Source organism: Piscicoccus intestinalis NBRC 104926 (genome assembly GCF_001515525.1).
GTDB lineage: Bacteria > Actinomycetota > Actinomycetes > Actinomycetales > Dermatophilaceae > Kineosphaera > Kineosphaera intestinalis.
This window is the reverse complement of the sequence record NZ_BCNQ01000246.1, coordinates 1-3,091: the sequence shown is the minus strand read 5'-3', so window position 1 is coordinate 3,091 and position 3,091 is coordinate 1. Positions and strand designations below refer to the sequence as shown.

3 protein-coding genes and 1 pseudogene are annotated in these 3,091 nt (G+C 71.2%); 1 reads left to right on the top strand and 3 read right to left on the bottom strand.

Translation table 11 applies throughout. The features are described 5' to 3' along the window. Positions 1 to 5 precede the first annotated feature (5 nt). Positions 6 to 1,142 (bottom strand): PrpF domain-containing protein, encoded by a 1,137-nt coding sequence (locus PINTE_RS20780; protein ID WP_217996674.1) that lies wholly within the window; start codon positions 1,140 to 1,142, stop codon positions 6 to 8. Positions 1,143 to 1,275: 133 nt separating this feature from the next. Here PINTE_RS20780 and PINTE_RS20775 point away from each other — a divergent pair, with 133 nt between their 5' ends. Then, the gene (locus PINTE_RS20775) at positions 1,276 to 2,205 is read left to right on the top strand and encodes a LysR family transcriptional regulator (protein WP_068434408.1); all 930 of its coding nucleotides are present in this window, start codon (positions 1,276 to 1,278) and stop codon (positions 2,203 to 2,205) included. A 79-nt stretch (positions 2,206 to 2,284) separates the two neighbouring features. Here the strand turns inward: PINTE_RS20775 and PINTE_RS20770 are convergent, their stop codons facing one another. Continuing rightward, entirely contained in the window at positions 2,285 to 2,644 is a 360-nt protein-coding gene (locus tag PINTE_RS20770) for a VOC family protein (RefSeq protein WP_084343881.1), read from the bottom strand. Positions 2,645 to 2,770: 126 nt separating this feature from the next. Next, positions 2,771 to 3,091, bottom strand: a pseudogene (locus tag PINTE_RS23510) (hypothetical protein); the annotation flags it as partial.

The window sequence follows — 3,091 nt, the reverse complement described above, 5'->3', positions numbered from 1 at the left end:
TCTGATCAGCCCGCGACGGCGGTGGCGCGGGATAGGGGGATGGAGAGCACGGCCTGCGCGATGCGGCGGGCGGCCCGTTGCAGTCCGACGTGGCTCATCGACCCGTCGGCGGCGAACGTGACGTCGACGGCGACGATGCCGCCCGGCGTCCCGATGCGAAGACTGCGGTTGTTCTCGGGGCTCAGCGCCCCGCCGAGCACCTCGGCGACCGTGCCGCCCGGCGTGGCGGCCGCGGCGGCGACGGCGACGGCCGACGTCAGGCCGATCGCCGGGTGCGGGGCGTTCATCGAGAGCATGCGCACCGCGATGTCGTAGTCGCTCGCGGCGATCGGCTCGTCCAGCGGGGTCACGTAGTCGGCCGGCGGGCCGACGATGCCGAGCTTGGGCACCGCGTGGCTGGTCGGGTCGGACTCCGAGATGAGGCCCATCGCGCGCGCCGCGGGGCGGCGCGCCGTCGCGAGCGTCGGGGCGAAGTCGGACATCTCAGACAGCGTTTCGGAGCCGGTCCGGCCCAGGTCGGAGGCCCGGAAGAGGGCGGCCGGCGCGCCGGGGGAGACGAGGGTCGCGGACGCGTGTCGGTCGCCACCGGGAATTCGTCGATGGGGTTGCCGGTCGGCAGCGGCGATTTCCCGCCCGCGGGCTCGAGGAAGCCGAGCTCCACACCGACTCCCGTGGTGCGGGTGCCGGGAACGCGGGCGTCGCCCAGGTCGGGAACCACGCCGCCCGGTGTCGCGACGCGCGGTCAGTACTGTGTCGGTGTTCGTGTTGTACATCCGCACCTCGGAGACGCCGTCGACGATCGGCGCGTAGCCCTGGTCGAGGGCGAACAGGCCGATGGCGGTGGCGCAGTTGCCGCAGTTGGAGCCGTACTCGACCGTGCCGTCTCCGATACCGACCTGGGCGAAGGTGTAGGAGAGGTGGGACTCGGCGCCGGGCGTCGGCGTGATGACCGCCGCTTTCGACGTCGTGGTCGTGGCGCCTCCCACGCCGTTGATCTCGCGGGGATCGTCCCCGCCCAGCGCCGCGGAAAGTATTCGCGACAATTCGGACTCATCGGGCGCGTAGGGGGCGAGGTCGGGCTCGCAGAACAGCCAGCACTTACTCGTCCCTCCGCGATAGAGATATGCGGGGAGCGTGAACATCATTGTCCTTCCAACTAGGAGTCGACCGTGCCTTGAGTATTTTGGCGGGGCCGTGCTTCCACGATGCTGCGTATAGCACTTCAGCACAATCGAAAGTTCTTAGAGGTCCTATTAGCTGTGCTAAAGTCCAGCGATGGACGTCGATGTGCGCCGGCTCATGCTGCTGCGTGAGGTCGCCCGCTGCGGCTCGCTGACGGTGGCGGCGAAGGAGATGTCCTTGACGACCTCCGCTGTCTCCCAACAGATCTCGAAGCTCGAGCGCGAGGTCGGGGTGCCGCTGATCGATCGCCACCCCCGCGGCGTGCGGTTGACGGACGCCGGGCGCTCCCTCGTCGTCTACGCCGACCGGGTGGACCGGCTCATGAGCGCGGCGGAGGCCGAGATGGCCGAATACGCGGGGGCCCACCGGGGCCAGCTGCGCATCGGGGCTTTTCCCACGGTGGGCGCCTCGCTCATGCCGCTGTTCGTGAAGCAGTACCGCGCCCAGCACCCGCGGATCGCGCTCACGGTGCGCAGCGCCCGGTTCGACCAGCTCGTCGAGTGGCTGCACCGCCGCGAACTCGACCTCACCCTGTTGTGGGACTACCCGTGGGACCAGCTCGACGACCCCGAGATCACGCTCACGCCGCTGATGCGCGACCCGATGTTGCTGCTTCTGCCCGACGGCCATCGCCTCGCCGGGTCGGTCGGCGTCGACCTGGCCGACATGCGCGACGACCAATGGGTGACCCGGGCCGAGCACCCCGTGGGGTCGGTGCTCTCCCGGATCTGCTCAAACGCCGGATATCAGCCGCGAATCGCCTTCGCCGCCAACGACTATCAGGAGGCGCAGGGGATGGTCGCGGCGGGTATCGGGATCTGCCTGGCGCCCAAGCTGGCCACCATGACGTTGCGCCCGGACGTGCATGCCGTGCCGATCACCTGCGACCCGGCACCGCGGCGGATCTTCCTCGCGCAGTTGCGGGAACGGCGGCGCTCCCCCGCGATGAACGCCGCCGCGGCCGTGCTGCGCGGGTGCGCCCGCGAGTTGGCGCAGGCGCGGCCCGACGTCGCGCACCCATAGCCGTCAGCGGCCCGCCTGTCGCCGCCGCTCTGCCTGTCGCCGCCCTGGCGTCGGCACCGCAGCGCCGCCGGGTCGGACGTCAGCGCTCGGAATGATCGAACGTGCGGTAGAGGCAGAACTCGTTGCCGTCGGGGTCGGCGAGCACGATCCAGGAGGTGCCGCGCATCTCGACGGAGCCGATGCGGCTGGCGCCGAGGCCGACGATCCGTTCGACCTCGGTCTCGGCGGCGGCAATGTCGGGAGCCTGCAGGTCGATGTGCAGCCGGTTCTTGCCGGGGGTGGGGTGGGCGACGTACTGGAAGGCCAGCATCGGGTTCCATTCGACCATCACGTACTCGCCCCAGTCGTGGCTGATCTGCGTGCGCGTGACGTCGGCCCAGAAGGTCGCCAGTGACCTCGGGTCGGTGGTGTCGAAGACGACCGCACGCATGGACAGCATCGATTCAGAGTAGCCGTGGGCCGCCGGTCGGGTCCGTGGTCACGACCCACCGTGCGCTCAGCGGCGTGTGGCTATCGTCACCCCGCCCCGCGGCTTTCGCCCGGTCGAACGGGAGGTGACCCGCGGCTACTCCACGAGCAACGCCCCGGTGATGCGGTGCAGGGAGACCGAGGGCAGCTCCGCGGAGGCGGTCCCGTTGGCCGAGCGGGAGCGCTCGGCGCGGCGCGCGGGAGCGCCCGACTCCGACTCCAGATGGCCGTGGATGCGCCCTCCCTCGACGCGCACCGGGTGCAGCAGCACCCGCCGGGTGCCGCCCGCGGAGTCGGCGAGGCCGATCCACACCGCGCCGCGCCGGGCGATCGCCTCGCGAACCAGCGCCAGCACGACCGTCGGGTCGGCCGCCGGCACCGACGGTCCCGTGCTGTGCGCGTGCGTGGCGGCCTCCCG